Annotated in this window: 13 protein-coding genes; 5 read left to right on the plus strand and 8 right to left on the minus strand. The window is 27.2% G+C overall.

What is annotated here, in order from left to right; translation table 11 throughout:
* Positions 1–12: 12 nt before the first annotated feature.
* The 5 genes from AQ1689_RS04105 to AQ1689_RS04125 all read left to right on the plus strand — a co-directional run bounded on the left by AQ1689_RS04105 (position 13) and on the right by AQ1689_RS04125 (position 3497).
* The gene (locus AQ1689_RS04105; RefSeq protein WP_058883975.1) at positions 13–1098 is read left to right on the plus strand and encodes a hypothetical protein; all 1086 of its coding nucleotides are present in this window, start codon (positions 13–15) and stop codon (positions 1096–1098) included.
* A gap of 183 nt (positions 1099–1281) precedes the next feature.
* Complete coding sequence (locus AQ1689_RS04110; RefSeq protein WP_101955271.1) at positions 1282–1848, plus strand: hypothetical protein; 567 nt, start codon at positions 1282–1284, stop codon at positions 1846–1848.
* 161 nt (positions 1849–2009) lie between these two features.
* A complete protein-coding gene (locus tag AQ1689_RS04115) occupies positions 2010–2621 on the plus strand; it encodes a hypothetical protein (RefSeq protein ID WP_101955272.1) in 612 nt (203 codons plus the stop codon).
* 214 nt (positions 2622–2835) lie between these two features.
* Positions 2836–3129, plus strand: coding sequence for a type II toxin-antitoxin system HigB family toxin (locus AQ1689_RS04120; RefSeq protein ID WP_101955273.1), 294 nt, complete (start codon positions 2836–2838; stop codon positions 3127–3129).
* Between the two features lie 2 nt (positions 3130–3131).
* Positions 3132–3497, plus strand: a complete 366-nt coding sequence (locus AQ1689_RS04125) for a helix-turn-helix domain-containing protein (RefSeq protein WP_101955274.1) — start codon at positions 3132–3134, stop codon at positions 3495–3497.
* 23 nt (positions 3498–3520) lie between these two features.
* Here AQ1689_RS04125 and AQ1689_RS04130 read toward each other — a convergent pair whose 3' ends face one another.
* The 8 genes from AQ1689_RS04130 to AQ1689_RS04165 all read right to left on the minus strand — a co-directional run bounded on the left by AQ1689_RS04130 (position 3521) and on the right by AQ1689_RS04165 (position 17657).
* Positions 3521–4378, minus strand: coding sequence for a DMT family transporter (locus AQ1689_RS04130; protein ID WP_101955275.1), 858 nt, complete (start codon positions 4376–4378; stop codon positions 3521–3523).
* Between the two features lie 67 nt (positions 4379–4445).
* Complete coding sequence (gene mfd / locus AQ1689_RS04135) at positions 4446–7778, minus strand: transcription-repair coupling factor (protein ID WP_101955276.1); 3333 nt, start codon at positions 7776–7778, stop codon at positions 4446–4448.
* A 96-nt stretch (positions 7779–7874) separates the two neighbouring features.
* The gene (locus AQ1689_RS04140; protein WP_101955277.1) at positions 7875–9959 is read right to left on the minus strand and encodes a coiled-coil domain-containing protein; all 2085 of its coding nucleotides are present in this window, start codon (positions 9957–9959) and stop codon (positions 7875–7877) included.
* Positions 9960–9965: 6 nt separating this feature from the next.
* Positions 9966–10436, minus strand: a complete 471-nt coding sequence (locus tag AQ1689_RS04145) for a hypothetical protein (RefSeq protein ID WP_101955278.1) — start codon at positions 10434–10436, stop codon at positions 9966–9968.
* A gap of 2 nt (positions 10437–10438) precedes the next feature.
* Positions 10439–11551: a serine protease family protein gene (locus AQ1689_RS04150; RefSeq protein WP_101955279.1), complete on the minus strand. Its 1113-nt coding sequence runs from the start codon at positions 11549–11551 to the stop codon at positions 10439–10441.
* Between the two features lie 5 nt (positions 11552–11556).
* On the minus strand, positions 11557–12606 hold the full coding sequence (locus tag AQ1689_RS04155; RefSeq protein WP_101955280.1) for a ComEC/Rec2 family competence protein: 1050 nt from the start codon (positions 12604–12606) through the stop codon (positions 11557–11559).
* A 172-nt stretch (positions 12607–12778) separates the two neighbouring features.
* The gene (locus AQ1689_RS04160) at positions 12779–16432 is read right to left on the minus strand and encodes an AAA family ATPase (RefSeq protein ID WP_101955281.1); all 3654 of its coding nucleotides are present in this window, start codon (positions 16430–16432) and stop codon (positions 12779–12781) included.
* Positions 16433–16454: 22 nt separating this feature from the next.
* Positions 16455–17657 (minus strand): exonuclease SbcCD subunit D C-terminal domain-containing protein, encoded by a 1203-nt coding sequence (locus tag AQ1689_RS04165; RefSeq protein WP_101955282.1) that lies wholly within the window; start codon positions 17655–17657, stop codon positions 16455–16457.
* Positions 17658–17912 lie beyond the last annotated feature (255 nt).

Here is a 17912-nt window from a genome sequence, read left to right on the forward strand (position 1 = left end):
TATCTTTGAGTTATGGCACAAGAAAAATTAATATCTCAAAGAAAACCCGCGTATCCTGTTAATAAAAAACTCGGGCTTTATTTAAAAAGACATAATAGAACCATTCAAATTCCTATTTTTTATGATGATTTACTACGTTATCAGGGTGCTATAACGGTCTATGATAAAAATGATAATGACACCTTATGGGTACGTGTTTATTATAATGAATTTGAGCGTAAAGAAATAGATTTTAGCTTAAAAAAAATATATAATATTTTACATTCAAACGGTTCTGACGCTAGTATTCAGCACTTAAATGTAGATGCTGTTGATTTTTGTACCTTTGGTAATTCACAGCCTTTTAGGGTAAAAGTTCGTAATATTTTAAACGATAATTACACCTATTTTTACGTTAAAAAAACCGATGCTTCTCGTATTTACGGCTTAGAATTAGAAGATATTTTATCGCCTTATAACTTAAATTTTTTAGTGTATAAAGACACCTTAATTGAAGAACATATTTCAGGAATTCCTGGGGATATTTTTATCAAAGATTATTTAGACGATTGTTTAGATATTGAAAAAGCGCAAATAGCCAAAGAATTTGTGAAGTTTAACGAGCGTTGTATGATTCGTTTATTGGGTGATATGCGTTCGTATAATTACGTAATTGTACCTACCCACGATTTTGAAAATGTGGTGTATAAAATTAGACCTATAGATTTTGATCAGCAATGTTATGAAGGAAAATTTAAGGTGTATTATCCGCAGTTTTTTAAAGAAAATTTAAAATTTGTAAAATTAGTAGCTCAAAAATTAACCTCCGATTCTATTGAACAATATCAATTAGAAGAACGCTCAATTGTGGCAAAACGTATTTTAGGTTCTCGTTCTCGCTTAAACAGGTTGCTTACCGCAATGAAATCTGACACTATTTCAATCCCAAAAAATATCGAAAAATTAAAAAAAGAAATTTTTGAGTTTACTGGCGATATTAATTTTAGAGATAGCGACGGAATGGGCGAAGTATTATACAATGCCTTAACCTTTATTCGCCGAAATTACGAAGATGTAACGCTTAAAAGTATCATTGAACAACAGCATAAAGGGTATTAGGTTTATTAAATTATGGATGAATTTAATACTAATTATTTCTTTTATTTTTGTAGTTTAGTACCACCTTTAAAAGGTGGTTAATATGCTTTTTATTAGAGGAGTTTAATAGCAAACTAGGTTTTTTTATTCTCTAAAAACGAATTATATGCGAGGAAATGACTATATCTATCAAAAAAACTAAATATGAATTATTCAACAGATTTTGCAACAGTTAACTTAATTCTAAAATCATCACTTGAAACTAGAACTGTTGATGCTTTCACTTTATCATTAATCAAGTCTGAAAAACAAATAAGACGGATTTTTACGTTTTTAATATTTCAACATAACTCATACTCTCTTGAAGATTATATAAGTTTAAGAAAGGCTTTAGCAAAGAATAAAAAAGTATATTTTAATGGTTTTATAAATGGAATAAATTTAATCCTTCCGAAAACTTTAAAAGAAATTTATGGTCAAGATTATGATAAAGACTTTCATTATTTAATTGAATTTACAAAAGATAGAAATAAGATTTTTCACGGACAAATAACCGAAAAAGGATTATCCAGAGAAGATTTGATTAAAAGAATTGAGCATATTAAAAAATGGTGTAAAACCCTTGGGGATAATATAAAGAACGAAATAGGTTATGACGGTTTTAGTGATTCTTTTAAAAAATCATCTTTAGAATTAACTTTGAATAATCTAAATAAATTTGACACAATAGATAATTACAAACTATTTATTAAAAAAGAATTAGAGAGATAGTATAAAAATAATAAAGGTTAAGTACTAAACCGAAAGTTAGCACATATTAATGAACTCCGAAAAGTTTACAATTTGAAGATTTAAAGAAACTAAGTACTAAAATCTGAAAGTAAGTGCATCTTTAATCCCTTACTATTCTTATAAAAACCATCGTAAGTAATATGAAAAAATATTTGTCAGGATTTGTAGAAAGATTAAAAAGACATAGTGATAAATTAGATAATTATGCTTTACTAACAGAACAACCATGGATTACCAAAACTGACGATAATAACGAACGATTTTTAATGATTTTTCGTCAAAAAGAAAATGAACTTTTGATTTCTTTAAACGGTAAAATAGAAAAAGCAAAATGGGATTATATACCATCAATGAATTCATTAGTGATTGAAAGAAATTCAGGTATAACTCTGTATAAACAAGGTTTTTTTGATGATTCAGTAATGATTCTAAAAGTTGATGGAACTGAAGATTATCAATTATTTGTAAATGAAAATAAAATTGATTCAACAATAGAAAAATTACTCGAAGAAACTGAAAATAAATACTTCAAAAAGAAAAAACTTATATTAGAAAAGAAAAAAAGCTATAATCAAATTATAAATAAAACTCTTAAAGATGGTAGGGATTTTAAGATTTATAGCTCTTTAGATTATGGTTATACTATTGGTGATAAAGTTACAATCAATGGAGAATTACCTATTGACGGTGAATATTCATTTGGTTGGTTTGATTCATTGTTAGTCATTGATGGAAAACTGAAAAGACTTTAAAAAATACGAATTATAAGACTATATCTAACTAATCACAAATCCTCACATACTTACCAAAATATGCGAGAATTTTTTATGCTATTTTATTAACTGAATTTAGTACTTAAACCACGTAACAAACTATATACAATATTATTGTAAATAATAAAAAAGCACATAAAAATACCAAAACGGGAACTTTTTGTTATATTTGCAGTATATAAAGAATAAATTTGTGAGAATAATATCAAGAAGAACACTACGAGAATTTTGGGAAAAACACGCTGATAGTGAACAACAATTAAAAGCTTGGTATCGAGAAACAGAAAAAGCATCTTGGAAAAACATCAATGAATTAAAAGTAGAATACCCAAGTGCTAGTGTTTTAAAAGGCAATAAAATAGTTTTCAATATTAAAGGAAATAATTATAGGCTCATTGTTAAAATGAACTTTGAATTTCAAATATCTTGGATTCTATTTATTGGAACTCACGCAGAATACGATAAAATTAATGCTAACAAATTATAATTATGCAAATTAAACCGATAAAAAACGAAACAGATTACCAAGAAGCTCTTCATAGACTTGAATTTATTTTTGATGCAATAAAAGGAACAGAAAAAGGAGATGAACTTGAAATCCTTACCATTCTAATTGATAAATATGAAAATGAAAATTTTCCAATTGAAATGCCTGACCCTATTGAAGCGATTAAATTCAGAATGGAGCAAATGGGAATGAAACAAAAAGACCTTGCAGAACTTGTTGGTTTTAAAAGTAGAGTAAGTGAAATTTTAAATAAAAAACGAAAAATGACTTTAAAAATGATTAGAAAAATTAGTGATTCATTGCATATTCCTACTGATGTTTTAATACAAGAATATGTAGCTGAATAAAACGTTATAAAACAACTTTTCAATCACCTCCTACTCCTCACACTCTCAATAACTACCGTTGCTAAAATTAAAGAACCACCAATAAAAGTATTCCAAGTAGGTATTTCATTTAAAAAGATAAATGCCAAAATAATCCCAAAAATAGGTTGTACGCTACTAATAATACTCGATGTTGAAACCGTAAAAAACTGTAAAGAATGTACCATTAAACTATGCCCAATTGCCGTAGTTAAAAGTGCTAATAATAATACATACGGATATTGGTTTTCAAAGCCTGAAACATCCATAAAAAACAATACAGGAAGCAAACAAACCGTAATAATTAACGTCTGATAAAACATCAACATAGTTCCGTTATATTGAATTACATATTGCTTTAACATCAAAATTCGGATAGCATAAAACAATGCGGAAAGCAATCCGAATAAAATCCCCTGAACATTCGAACTTTCTAAATTAAATTCAGGTGCTAAAATATAAAGCCCTAGCAATACCATACATCCTAAAACAATGTAAATCGGGTTGAATTTCACTTTTAAAAATAAGGGTTCTAAAAAAGCAATTATTACAGGAAAAGTATATAATGATAGCATTCCTATGGCAACATTCGATAATTTTAAGGCATAAAAATAGGTAATCCAATGCCCTGCCATAAAAATTCCGCTGACAATAAACGGAAAAATATGTTTACTTGATTTTATCGTTAAATCTATTTTTTTAAACTTACAGAAAGCCAATAAAATTAGCATCGCAAACACCGAGCGAAACCAAATAATTACTTCTGAAGGCATTGCAATATATCTTCCTAAAACACCTGATGTACTTATAAATAAAGTTGCTAATAATAAACCAGCTAAATTTTTAGTATGATTATTCTCCATTTTATATTTTTTTCAACAAAGGGCTTCAACCCCTTGCCTGACATTTATTTGATTTCACTTGACTTTTTTATATTTCTCGCAACAAGTTTAAAGCTGTTTTTACCGAATCTATTCGAATAAAAGTAACTAATAATCGTTTTCCATTTTTAGTATCTTTCTCTTTCATTACACAGCTTTTCGGATTTTTCTGTACATATTGTAACATCTTTGTAAAGCCTTCGGTTTCATAAAATGAACTTTGTTGATCAGATAAAAAGTAACCTACTAATCGTTTTTGTTTTAATATGATTTTTTCAAGCCCTAATTTTTTTGCTAGCCATTTTATGCGAACGCTGTCTAATAAATCTTGTACTTCTGCTGGATATTCGCCAAACCTATCAACAATTTGTTTTTCAAATGTTAATAACTCTTCTTCTTTTGTTAAATTTCCTAACTCATTGTACAAGCTTAATCTTTCGGTTACCGAATTTACGTAAGCATCAGGAATAAGAATTTCAAAACCTGTTTCAATTTGCACCTCTTTTACATATTCTTTCGGCGTATTTTCATCCGTAGGATATAATTCTTTAAACTCATTTTCTTTAAGTTCTTCAATAGCTTCTTGTAATATTTTCTGATACGTATCAAAGCCAATATCATTGATAAATCCACTTTGTTCACCTCCTAATAAATCTCCTGCTCCACGAATTTCTAAATCTTTCATGGCGATATTTAAACCACTTCCTAATTCTGAAAATAATTCTAAAGCCTCAATACGTTTCTTCGCATCTGTAGTCATCATATGATACGCTGGCGTAATAAAATAACAGAATGCTTTTTTATTTGAACGCCCTACACGACCTCGCATTTGATGCAAATCTGACAATCCGAAATTATTTGCATTGTTGATAAAAATAGTATTCGCATTTGGCACGTCCAATCCACTTTCAATAATAGTGGTTGACACCAATACATCAAATTCACCATTCATAAAAGCAAGCATTAATTCTTCTAGCTTCTTGCCTTCCATTTGCCCATGACCGATACAAATTTTAGCATTTGGAACTAAACGTTGAATTAAACCTGCTACCTCCTTAATATTTTCAATTCTATTATGGATAAAAAACACCTGTCCTCCACGAGAAATTTCATAAGAAATAGCATCTCTAATGGTTTCTTCGCTAAAGCGAATTACATTGGTTTCAATAGGATGACGGTTTGGTGGCGCTGTTTTTATGACTGATAAATCTCTTGCCGCCATCAGACTAAATTGCAAGGTTCTTGGTATTGGCGTGGCGGTTAATGTTAGCGTATCTACATTTTCTTTGATGATTTTTAGCTTGTCTTTTATAGCAACTCCGAATTTTTGTTCTTCATCAATAATTAGCAAACCTAAATCTTTAAATTGTATTTTTTTATTGGTTAATTGATGCGTTCCGATTACAATATCTACACTTCCATTTGCTACTCCTTCTAAAACAGTGTTTCGTTGTTTTGTAGTTCTGAAACGATTCAAATAATCAACCGTAACAGGAAAATCTTTTAAACGCTCGGTAAAAGTTTTAAAATGTTGAAACGCTAAAATAGTTGTAGGTACTAAAATTGCTACTTGTTTTCCGTTATCGACAGCTTTAAAAGCCGCACGAATAGCGACTTCTGTTTTTCCAAAACCAACATCACCACAAACCAATCTGTCCATGGGTTGGGCTTTTTCCATATCAGTTTTTACATCTTGCGTTGATGTAAATTGGTCAGGTGTATCTTCATAAATAAAACTAGCTTCCAACTCGTGTTGCATGTGCGTATCAGGAGCAAAAGCGTAGCCTTTTTGTAATTTTCTTTTGGCGTATAATTGAATTAAATTAAACGCAATATGCTTCACTCGAGCCTTGGTTTTCTGCTTTACTTTTTTCCAAGCACCCGAACCTAATTTATATATTTTAGGTGGTTTTCCGTCTTTTCCGCTAAACTTTGAAATTTTATGTAACGAGTGAATACTTACATATAAAATATCACGATCGCCATAAATTAATTTAATTGCTTCTTGTTTTTTTCCTTCTACATCAATTTTCTGAAGCCCTCCAAATTTTCCAATTCCATGATCGATATGTGTTACATAATCGCCAATTTCTAATCTGGTAAGTTCTTGTAAAGTGATGGATTGCTTTTTTTCATACCCATTTTTTAAACGAAATTTATAATAACGCTCAAATATTTGATGGTCAGTATAACAAACAATTTTATTTTGAATATCTACAAATCCCTGATACAAAGGAAAAACAATAGTTTCATAGGATACTTCGGCTTCATTATCATCAAAAATATCATGAAAACGTTGTGCTTGTTTATCATTAGAACAAAAAATATAATTGGTAAATCCTTTTGCTGAAAATTCGTTAAAATTCTGAATTAATAAATCGAATTTTTTATTAAAAGAAGGTTGTGCGTGTGTATCAAAAGTAATATTTGTTAGATTTTTGATACTAGATTTACTCATATTTACCGTAGTAAATCGTTGTAATTCTTGTTGAATTAAAGCACCATCACAAAATAACTCCGATGGTTTTGAATGTTTTATTTCTGTCGATAATTCATCAAATGAATCAGTTGCTTTTTTAAAAAATGTATCTAAATTTGTTGTAATTGTAGCTATATCTTTTACAAAAATTGCTGTTTTAGCCGATATATATTTTAAAAAACTTTCTCTATTTTCTTGTAGCCCTTTGTTTTCAACATTAGGCATAATACTTACTTTCTGTTGTTTTTCTTTTGATAACTGTGTTTCTACATCAAAAGTTCGGATGCTTTCTACTTCATCGCCAAAAAACTCCATTCGGTAAGGTTCATCATTCGAAAATGAAAAAACGTCAATAATTCCACCACGAACTGAAAAATCACCAGGTTCAGTAACAAAATCAACCCGATTAAACTGATATTCGAACAATACTTCGTTTACAAAATCTGGAGATAAATTTTCTCCAACTTTAATTTTCAAAGTATTTTTATCGAGTTCTTTTTTGGTGACTACTTTTTCAAATAAAGCCGTCGGATACGTTACAATAATTGCAGGTTTTCTTCTCGAATTAATCCGATTTAAAACCTCTGAACGCAATAAAACATTGGCGTTATCAGTTTCTTCAATCTGATACGGTCGGCGATACGAACCTGGATAAAACAACACATTTTTATCGCCTAATAATTGTTCTAGATCGTTTAAATAATAGGCTGCTTCTTCCTTATCATTAAAAATTAATAAGTAAGGTTTTTCGGCTTTTTTAAAGGTTTCAGATAGGACAAAAGACAACGAAGAACCAACCAAATTCGATATTTGAAAGTGGTTTTGTTCTTGTTGAAGCTCTTTAACAATCTGTTTGATAGTATCAGATTTTTGGTAATGGTTTACAATCAATTGTTTGCTCAACGTACAAGTATTTTATACAAATATACGTGGTTTATTTTTTTGGGGTGGAATGCTTTTTAAAAATATAGACTTACATTCGATGAATTGCTTTATTTACTATTTTGTAAGTTTTTGTATTACTTTATTTGTTTTATCTAATTCAATTAAATGATAATTCTCACTATTTAAATCTTCTGTCAATATTTTAATTTCTAATTTTTCTTTATCATTAATTTCTTTATCTATTGAAGTGAAAATAATTATTTGTTTATTTTTTATCTCTGAAGACTCTTTAAATAAAGATTTCAAACTACTAATATTAGTTCTATGCTGACCAGGTTCATCAAAAATAACTAAACCAGGATGATTACTTCCTACTTCAAGTAATGATAAGGTATAAGCCCAAATATTCCTTACAAAATCAGAAGCAGAAGAATTTATCCTAATTGATTGAGGTATTTCTGATTTATAAGCTCTATAAACAGGAAAGTATTTAAATGGTTCTTTTCTATTTATAGATATTTTCCATTGATCAGAATTACTGTCGTAACCAAATTTATAAAGCAAGTTTTTATATTTTTTCTCAAAATTAATTAATTTATTTTCATCTTCAATTTCAGAATCATTTAAATTTTCATACGCATTTTTATTATTTATATATTTATTTAATAAGTCAATTAATTCATTTTTTAATTCTGTAATCTTTAGTTCTAAAAATAAAAGATTTTCAATTTCTTTTTCTAGTTGTAATTTTTTTAAAATTTCAGCTTCTGAAAATGTTCTATCATCTGCAATTAAATCTCTTGATAGTGATTTTATTAAAGATTCTTTTTGTCTTAAATTTTCTTTAAAATACTGTAATAGTAATTTTTTTTCTGATGTCGAAACCTCTAATGATTTTGAAGATGTTTCAATCATTTTTTTTTGCCCTTTTAAGAAAGCTATAGTTTCTTCAATACTTAATATTGGTATCTCAATATCTGTATTTGAAAGTAAATCTGTTGATACAGTTTGAGAACATGTTGGACAATGATTTCCTTTTTTATTTAGAATGTTTTTACTAAATACTTTTTTTAAATTATTTTGATCTAGAATTTCTTTAGTTATTCTTTGAAACTGTTTCTTTAAATTACTTAACTGAATATTTTCAATAGCCAATTTACCTGCAAAATCCTTAATGTATTCTTTTAATTTAAAATATTCTTTCTCTTTTTCTTGATACTTTACAAGTAGTTCTTTTTTATTCTTTCCGATTTTAGATATCGGTTTATTTTTTAAAGTATTAAATGTGTTTTTTTGAGATTTTAAATATTTATCTAGTGAAATTTTTTCAGTTTCTGAAACTGAAAATAAAATATGTATATCATCAATTTTAGACCTATCTACCGTCAAATTATTTGGCAGTTCATTAAACGATCCATTAAATTGTTTAGATATAATATCGAAAGATTTAATCGTTTTAATCCATTTTTCTGATAGTTTTTTCTCTTCTTTTGATAAAACATCTTTTTTAGTTGAAAGCTCTAATTCATTAAGGTTTAATAAAAACTCAACATTTTTTTGTTTAGCACTTGGTATACCAAAAAAAGGCATTGTTGCAAAAAAATCAGACCAGCCTTTTGTTTGTTCAATAAACATTGTAGAAAAAATAATCTGTAAATAAAGAGGACTGTAATCATTCACTTTTGATGTATTACTTACAGTTGGTCTATTAATATTACAAAAATTAGCTAACCAGACATAAAATCCATTTTCACTTTCATTATTACCTGTACCATTAACAAAATAGTTCTCAGAAATAGTAGATTCCTCTGATATTTTAATATTAATTAGATTAGGTTTTAACTTTTCTTCACCAGCCTTAATATTTCGAGTTAAAATTGCAATTACTCCATTGTTCTCAATTTCTAAAATAACTCTAGAACGAATTATTTTATGATTTATATCTTCGGCTTTTTCTGATTTAATTGTAAATTCATCTTTGAGAGCTTTATCTAAAGCTTTTTCATTATGACCTCCTAATAACTCTTCCATTCCTAAGGCATAATAAATACAAGAATTTATTGTCGTTTTTCCTTTCGAATTATGTCCAGCAACTATATTTAACCCTATATTAAATTTATAATCAAATCCATAAATTTCTTTGGGATAACTTTTTTCATTAGATAAAATTTCAGCTCTTAATCTATTTATTTTTATCATATTTAGTTAAATAAGTGTCCATTTTTTATTTGCATTAATAATTCTACTTTTAGGAATTTTACCTAATTCTTTAATTTTTATTATATCTTTTCTAAATAAATTAAAATCATCTATTTTTTTTAAAATATCCTCTCCTTCATTCGTTATATTTATTTCTAAACTGTCGGAGTATTTACCATTCATTATAATTGATTTTTTACAAAAATTATTTATATAACAAAGTGCTAATATTTTATCAATTCCAATTTCAAAAGACCAAGGTGTAATAGTTTGTCTTCTTTTTTTAGAAAAATCATATAAAACTTGATAATTCCTGTTAGTTCTTAAACTCCAAAAAACTAAATGAATTAATTGTATTGATGCTTTTTTTCCATTAGCACAATACTTAACTATTGCGAGTAATATTATTAATTTATAATAAGCATTATGTCTTATTGGTTCAAAAATAGCTTTTGAAGTTAATTTAATATCAATCATTATTATCTATTTGTGAAGTTTAATGAACAATCCAACAACCATTTAATCACTTGAAAATCAGCTAAATCTATTTCTATATCATTAGGTATAATTTTTTCAAGTTCATATTTCAAATGATTTCTTAAATCTATTTTTGTGTTTTTTGCTTCATTATTATTTGTTACTGATTTAGAATAATCATCTTCAACTGCATCCTGAAATTTGTTTACAATATTTATAAATTTATTGTGTAAATGAGGATTATTAAAGCTTAGTTGGTCAATATTTTCTTGTAAAGAAAGATATTTTAAAAGTTGTTTTTGTGTATTTTTATTTGCTATTTCTTCTGTGTCATAAATTACTTTATTTTTTCTTTCTAGATACTTAAAATTCTTATTATTTAATAATCTATAATTTTCTAAATCTTTTATCGTCTTTTTCTTTTCTAAATTTTCTTCCCATTGCTTTAAAAAATATATATCAGACATATTATGAAAATGTTTAAATACCTTAGATAAGTTTTTTATCGAACAACAATTAATATCATCATTCCAAGCTGTTTCTGTATTAACAGCATTTAGTATTCCTATTAGAAAAAGTTCCTTGTTTTTTATTATATACACTCCACTACCCGAAAGTCCTTGAGCAACAAACTGACCCTCATTACCCCCTTGATCAAATGTGCCATCAATATTAATTTGAAAATTTAATTTATCATTTGATATTTGTAAAATCTTTCCTTCAAATGGTCTAAATTGATTTTTATAAATCCCTTGATAACCATAAAAAATAATATTTTCTTTTTTAATAAAACCATAGCCTAATTTGACTGCTTTTAAATTATTTACTTCTTCAATAAAATCAATTTCTAATAGAACCCAATCCTTATCCTTTTTAGGACTATTATCTACTATTGAAAGAACATCAATATTTTTAAATTCAGAATTATAACCATCTTGAGTTTCAATATAAATGTCATTTATATTCGGTAAAGAATCACCAAGACAATGAAATGCGGTTAGTACATAATAATTATTGTCATTAACTATAATTACACCACTTCCTTGATTTATATTTTTACCTTTTTTTTTTATAGTTATTCTAACACACGATTTTTCTAAAATATCAGTTATCATATTTTTTAGAATTTATTTTTATATTCAATTTTCCAATTGCCTTTTTCTAAATCGACTTCTGTTATAAAATCACCTATTTTATTTTTAATATCTTCTAAAGAATAGTTTGTAAAAATAGAAACTTCATTATCAAAATTTCTAGCTGAATTATAAACAATTCTAGCAATTGTTTCTCTTGATGGATGTTTATGATTACTCGAACCACCATTAGTAGATATAATAAAATTTGAACAATTAATTAATTCTAATAAACTACTAGAAGTATTGTTTTTACTACCATGATGAGATATTTTTACATAATCACAATTTAGTTTATTAGTGACTGTGTAATTTAACGCCTTTAATTCTTCTTCAATTATTTCAGCTCTTGAATCAGCAAGGAATAATATTTTTTTATCTAAACAATCTAAAATGAAAGAAATTGAAGAAGCATTTACAATATCACTTTTTATAGGACTATTAGGTTTAAAACTTGTTTTACTCAACTCTTCTAAGCAAATATTATAAGAATCTGTAATATTTTTAGATGATATATTTTCTTTTTGTTGTTGATTATTAGGTTTTAACTGCTCCCATTTATCATATAGTGAACTTAATATTTCTTTTGTAGGAGATAGAATTTTGAATTTTATTCCCTGTAAATTAATTTCCTTATCCTCATTTGTTATATTTCTAACTCTGACTTTTGGTTTTTTCTCTAAAATGAGTTTCTTTAAATCACTCCCTTGTTTAAAACTAATTAATTCACCTGCATTTATATCAAAAAGTTCTGGATGATTTACCCATATTTCTTCTATTTCTATTTTATCAATAATAGAATTTTTGAATAATTTTATTAAACCACCTATATGGTCAGAATCAATATGAGTCAGGATTAATAAATCAATTTTAGTAATACTTTTTAATTCTTGTTTTAAAAAATATTTAAATGTAGAAGATGTTCCTCCATCTAACAAAATAATAAACTCATTGTTATCAGAAGTATACGTTTTGATTAAAATACAATCTCCGTTATATGCTTTTAAAACTGAGAATTCTGTGATTTTTCTTTTCATTCTAATTTTTTTATAAAAACATACTATTATATAATTTATTAAGAGTATCTCTATTTTTTAACTATACATCCCACCATTAAACAATGGAAAACACATAGTAAATGAAGAGTTTTCCCTTTTTCAATTTTTCACCTATAAAACTACACAATTATTTAGATAAACCACCAACCACTTACACAACATCCAAAACACTAACCCCGTTACTTTTTTTGGTTATTTGTATTTGCGTCGGAATACGTTCTTTCAGGTTTTCGACGTGCGATATAATTCCAATCATTTTTCCTTGTGCTTGTAAAGTTTCTAAGGTTGAAATTACCGTTTCAAGCGTATTGCTGTCTAAAGTTCCGAAACCTTCATCAATAAAAAGCGAATCAATTTTCACATTTTTACTCGCCAAATCCGATAATCCTAATGCCAAGGCAAGACTAATAATAAACTTTTCGCCACCACTCGAAGTATCTACCAAACGAGCTTGATCGGTTTGATAATGGTCTATTAAATTAAAATTAAGCTCCTCTTTTGGCTTGTATAAATCCTCCATTTTCAAGGAATAACGCTTGTTTAATTTGTACAAATGCACGTTGGCGAGGTCTAATAAATGCTTTAAAGTCAAACGTTGTACATAGATATTAAACGCATCTTTTGAGTTCCCGATAATTTTAAATAACTCTTTCCAAACGTTACAAATAGCGGTTTGAGCATCAATTTTTTGACAAATATCCTGGTTTCTATCCTGTATTTCTTTGTCCTTTCTAAAAGCTTCTGAAATTTCTCCTTTTTCAGTTAAAAAATCTTTGTTTTTTTGTTGAAAATCAGCTAATTTCAGTTTGCTATCTTCCTCTGAAACTTCAAAATTTCTAGCAGTATTTAAAACTTCTTTTGCTTTTATATTCTCTTCTTTTAGTGTTTTTAATTCAACTTGTTTTTTGTTGATTTTCTCTTTATTCTCGCTAAATTTTAAAATATTTTCTTTCGATAACAACCCATTTTCAATTGCTTCTTTCGATTCAAAATCACTATTTTTTAGTTGCTTATTAAATTCAATTTCTAAACTTTTTATTTCTTCGGTTAAACCTTTTAAATCTTGATTATTTTTAACTTTTAACGCTTCTTTTACCGATTTAACATCTGATAATTTTTGACTATTTTTTTTACTAGCTTCTAGTTTTTCAAAAATATCTTTACGTGCTAATTGTAAATTTTCACGTTTATTTTCAACGGTAATTTCAGAGGGTAAAATACTATTTCGTTGTTCTTTTAAAAGCTTCGTATTATTTTCAGATGCTGACTTTTTTTGAAGAAACTCATTTTGCGTTTTTGTATAATTTTCTACTTGTTTTTTAGTGTTCTCTAAATCAAGGTTATTTACTTTTTCTTCGGATTTTAAAGCCTCTAAATTTTGTTGAATTTTTGAATATTCAGCAACAGATTTTTCAATAGTTTCAATAAACAAATCCGCCTGATTTATAGCTGGTAATTCATACTTAAATTCAGTCAACTTCGTTTTTAAAGTGTTTTCTAACTTGCTATAAGTAATCGTTAATTCATCCGTTATTTTTTCTTTGGATGTTATTTCAGTAGTGGCATTTTTATTTTTCTCGGTAAGTGTGGCAACGGCTGTTTTAAGTGTATTTATCTCGTTTTTCTTAAGTTCAATTATTTTAGATAAACGGTCTTTATCAATTTGTAATTCTTGTGCTATTTTCAGGTTTTTATCAAGTACTTTTAGTTCTTCCGATATTGAATTTAACGCTATATTAATTTCAGTAATATTTGTTAAATCAGAAGAAATTGGCAGTTCAGAAGCTTTTATTTTCAGTTTTTTTACATCTTCTAAAATTGAATTTAGTTGAGTTTCTAAAGCTTCAATATTGGTATTTAATTGTGTTTCTTTTATCTTTAAAGCTACTTTTGATTCTTCTAAATATTTTAAACTATTTTTTCTTTCGACAAGTATTTTTTCAGATTCTGAAATCCCAATAACTTCCAAATTTTCTGCAAACGGATGTTCTTCTGAACCACATAAACCACAAGGTTCACCTTTTTTTAATTTTTTACGGTCAGCTTCATAATTAGCGATACTTTTTTCTAAATTCAGAATTTTCTCGGCATCTTTAACTGCTATTTCTTGTTTTGAAATAGCTGCTTCAAACTTTTCAATTTCTAATTTACAATTGATTAATTCCGTTGATAAAGTTGCTTTTTGAGCTATTTTTTCAGTTTGTTCTTTATCATTTTTTGCAATTTCTTCGGATAAATTTTTAAATTCTTTCCAATTATTTTCTGATGTAGCAAGTTGTTTTTGTTTTGCAAATAAATCAGTACTATTATTTTTTGATAAGGTGGTGTTTACAGCTAAAATTTCTTTCTCAAGCTTTTCAATTTCGATATTTTCTTTAGATAAAAAATCAGTTTTTTCTTTTAAAGAAATCGTTGTTATTTTTACTTCTTCATTTTTATCAGCAATAAAAACAGCATTTTCTTTTAAGATTTTTTTATTTGATTTTAAAGTAATTAAATCTGAATTCCAACTAGAAATATGATTTTTAACTTCTAATAAAAAGTTGTTTTCAGTTAGATTTTTTTCATCAATTTTAATAGTTCCTTTTAATTTCTCTAAATTTATTTTTAGCTTATTTTCTTTAGTTTCAAAATTTGTAATTTCTACTTTTAAGTCTTTTAATTTTTCAGATGATTGAAAAGTAATATCAATTTCATTTTTTAATTGCGCATCTAACTTTGTAATTTTATCAAATTTCGGCAACCAAATAGCAAACTCTTTATCTGTATTTTCTAAAGCTGTTGTTTCATTTTTAACTTGATTTTTGAAGCTTTCAATTTGAGGATTCAACGCTTTTAATTCAACTTCTAAAACTTTTTCTTGATTAGTTTTATCAAGAATATTTTTCTCATTTCTTTTAAAATTTTGAATCAACTCTATAAAAGGAGCTGCTTTTTCATGTAAAGATAACAAGCTTAATTCTTGTTTATAATTATCAACAAAGAGAGAAAGTTTTTCAGTTTCTTTTTCGAGAGTTACCTCTTTATCAAGTAATTTTTGATAATTTATATACCAATTAATAACAGCTGTAATTTTTGTTATTTCTGCTTCATTTTTAGCAATATCGGTTACTAAAATTGCTGATTTTTCTAATAATGCTTCTTTTTCTTCTTTCGATAAAATATCATCCGCATTGATTTTTGCTTTAATTGTTGCTAATTTTTTTTCTTCGGATGATTTTCTATTTAAAATTTCTTCGCCAATTTTTTTATAGATTTGTTCGCCTGTAATTTGCTCTAATAATTTTCCTTTATCAGGTCCTTTTGCTGATAAAAAAGATGCAAATTCACCTTGCGCCAATAATACAGAACGTAAAAATTGGTCGTAATTTAATTGGGTTACTTTTTGAACCTCTTCAATATATTTTCTTTTTTGAGTGGCGATTATTTTATCCGTAGATAAATTTTTTAAGCTCACCTCTTCTTTTGGATTTGTATATTTTTTACCTGCTTTGTTTGCAAGTTGGATTCCCCAATATCCTTCATAAATAAAATTATTATTTTCGAAAGTAATGCGGGTAAAAGCATTATTTGCACCATGACTTACTACATCAATTAAAGATCCTTTTGTATCCTTAAAACGAGGGACTTTTTGATATAAAGCGATTGTAATGGCATCTAAAATAGTCGTTTTTCCTGCGCCTGTAACACCTGTTATGGCATATAAACCAACGTCTTTAAAGTTTTCATTTTCAAAATCGATAACAATTGGCGTTTCTGATTTTAACGAATTTATATTTTGTAATGCTATCTTTAAAATTTTCATAACGAATAAAGAATATTAATTTTTATTGATTTTTAACTGCTTGTAAAACTTCATTAAAAGCGTCCCAAACTTGCTGATTTTGGTCTAAATCAAAATCCATTTCTTCGCATTTTAATTTAAAAACTTCGGTAGGAACTAATTCTTTTATGGAGGTTGCATCGGCTAATAACTCTTCAATTCCTTTAATTTTTCGTTGATTTTTTAAGGTGATTTTTAATATTTCAAAATCGTATGCTAATGAAGTATCTTTTAACTCATCAGTTTGTATCGTATTATCTTGATCTAAAACAATTTCTACCCAAGGTTTTAATTGATACGAATTTGAAATAATACTCGGAAATTTAGCGATACACGCTTCCATACTTCCTTTTAATTTGTAAAATTCTCTAAAATTAGGAACGATAACATCCTCAATATTGCTGATTTTATTTGCTGATATTTCTAAAACAATGATTTTTTTATCATAATTAAGTTCACTGAAACTTAAAATATTTGGAGAACCTGAATATCTGATTTTATCATTTTCGCCAACTATTTGCGGTCTGTGTAAATGCCCTAAAGCCACATAATCAAAATACGTTGGAAAATCAGATGCGCCAATATGCCCTAAAGTTCCTACATAAATATTTTGCTCGCTATCAGAAACCGAACCACCGGTAGCAAATAAATGTCCCATAGCAATAACGGGCGCATTGCTGCTATTTATTTTTTCAGATTCAATAGCGATTTCTTGATAATGATTGATTAAAGCTTTTTTATATTTATCGGTTAAATCATCAAAAGATTCGCCTGCAACGGCACGCCTAATATCGCCATCACGCAAATACGGAACAGCGCCAATAAGTACTTTTTCATCATTTATATTTATTTCAAAAACTTCATCAGCAATCTTTTCGGTGGCTTTACCCACTACTTTTATTGATAAGGCATTTAATAATTCTTTGGGAGCATTTAAAGTTCCTGGCGAATCGTGATTTCCGCCTGTAATAATGATGTTTTTACACGAAGTTTTCTGGAGTTTTACCAAAAAATTATAATACATCGTTAAACTTTGGTTCGAGGGCGAACTGGTGTCAAAAATATCGCCTGAAATTAAAAGCAAATCTATTTTTTCATTGCTGATATAATTTTCTATCCACGCTAAAAACAACATTTGTTCTTCTAATTGCGAGTGCTCATGTAATCGATGTCCTAAATGCCAATCGGCAGTGTGAAGTATTTTCATGTGTTTTTTTAAGCGTATGTTATTTTTATAAATAAATGGTAAAATCACTATTTTTATACTAAAAGAAGTAATAAACAGGTTAATTTTAGCTGTTTTATATAAAAAGGTTAAAATAGCAGCGGTTTATTTTTTAAGGCTAAAAGTACACAATTGTTAAAATAAAAACAACAGATAAAAGAATAGTATGTGAGTATTTTATCAATAATATTTATCATTTAATTAAAACGGATAAAAAAATTCAATAGAAAATTATTC

Source organism: Tenacibaculum finnmarkense (assembly GCF_900239185.1).
Classification (GTDB): Bacteria; Bacteroidota; Bacteroidia; order Flavobacteriales; family Flavobacteriaceae; genus Polaribacter; species Polaribacter finnmarkensis.